This is a genomic window from Mesorhizobium sp. M4A.F.Ca.ET.050.02.1.1 (assembly GCF_003997725.1).
Lineage (GTDB): Bacteria > Pseudomonadota > Alphaproteobacteria > Rhizobiales > Rhizobiaceae > Mesorhizobium.
Map to the genome: position 1 here is coordinate 1 of NZ_RZSG01001081.1, position 1,572 is coordinate 1,572.

2 protein-coding genes are annotated in these 1,572 nt (G+C 63.6%); one reads left to right on the top strand and one right to left on the bottom strand.

What is annotated here, in order from left to right; genetic code table 11:
• A partial coding sequence (locus EOA33_RS35130) for a pilus assembly protein TadG-related protein (protein ID WP_245482539.1) occupies window positions 1–295 on the bottom strand: 295 nt, incomplete at its 3' end.
• 323 nt (window positions 296–618) lie between these two features.
• On the opposite strand from EOA33_RS35130, the gene EOA33_RS35135 reads away from it, so the two are divergent.
• Complete coding sequence (locus tag EOA33_RS35135) at window positions 619–1,479, top strand: TIGR01459 family HAD-type hydrolase (protein ID WP_127407679.1); 861 nt, start codon at window positions 619–621, stop codon at window positions 1,477–1,479.
• Window positions 1,480–1,572 lie beyond the last annotated feature (93 nt).

The following is a 1,572-nucleotide window of genomic DNA, read 5'->3' on the forward strand; positions in this document are numbered from 1 at the left end:
CGCTCAGCGTGGTGTCGGCCGGGCTGACATGCGACAGATTGGCTTCGAAGAAGTTCTTCGCATAAGCCTTGGCATCGGCATCGCTTACATTGGCGACGATCTGCTGCGCCGTGGCGACGCCGGCGGCATCGAGCGCGTTCAACGTTTCCTGTTTTTGGCGAACCAGCTCCGTATAGTCGACCGCCAATGCCACGCCGCCCATCACAGGCACCATCGTGATGACGGCAATCAAGGCATAGTTGCCCCGCCTGTTGTGCACGAAGCTGCGGATCATCGCTCCGAACTTGCGGATCATAGCCTTTAGTCCCCCACTAATATACGACCAAGGTCGTAGTTGATCTGCAACCATGGTCACAGATCATTAAATTTCAGGTTGCGCGAATGCATCCAACCTCAACCTGCGTTTTCAAGGCCCGTTAACCATCGGGCTCGCGGCGAGGGTGCCGAGGGGCCTGGGAATTCAGTCACGAACGCGTGTCCTGCCCACGGTATCAGTCCTGCGGTAGCGGGTGCTGTCTGCCGAAAGCTGGTGACAGGATGAGGCGCTTCGGTTAATGCGGGACCGGCCGCGGCGGACCGTCGGCGGCGGCTTTCGCAACGATCGGCAGGGTAGACAGCATGGCGGATCTGCCAGACATCATCGGCTCGCTCGCGGATTTGTCGGGTGCCTATTCGGCCATCCTGTGCGATGTCTGGGGCGTGGTGCACAATGGCGAATGGCATTTTCCCCAGGCCGCGCTGGCACTGGCCGCGGCGCGCGCGGCGGACGTCCCGATCGTGCTGATCACCAACTCGCCGCGCCGCAGCGCCGATGTCGTTGCGCAGATGAACGCGATAGGCGTTCCCACCGACGCCTATGACCGCATCGTCACCTCCGGCGACGTCACCCGCGATCTGATCGCCGAGGGCCCGAGAAAGATCTTCCACATCGGCCCCGACCGCGATTTCACCCTCTATGACAGCCTCGGCGTCGATCTGGTCGAGGAGTTCGAGGCCTCCGGCGTGGTCTGCACCGGCCTGTTCGACGACGAGGTGGAAAAGCCTTCCGACTATGCCGACTTGCTGCAGCGGCTGCGCGCCCGCGACCTGCCGTTCATCTGCGCCAACCCCGACATCGTGGTGGAGCGCGGCGAACGCTTGATCTGGTGCGCCGGTGCGCTTGCCCGCGACTACGCCCAGCTTGGCGGGCGAACCCTGATCGCCGGCAAACCCTACGCGCCGATCTACGACGTCGCGATGAAGGAGGTTGCCGGCCTGCTCGGGCGTCCCGTCGAAGGCTCGCGGGTGCTGGCCATCGGCGACGGCTTGATGACCGACATCAAGGGCGCGGCCGACAATGGATTCGACGTGCTCTATGTCTCGGGAGGCATCCATGCCCGCGACTATGGCGATCCGCTGCAGCCCGATCCCGACAGGCTCGCCGCCTTTCTCGATAAGCACGGCTACCGCCCGGTCGCGGTCATTCCAAGGCTGCAATAGGGGCGTTCCATGACGGAAACCTCACAAAGCTGCGCGCGCATCTCGGCGACATCGCCGCTGCCGACCCATTTGCGCGGCGGCGTGGTGGCGATC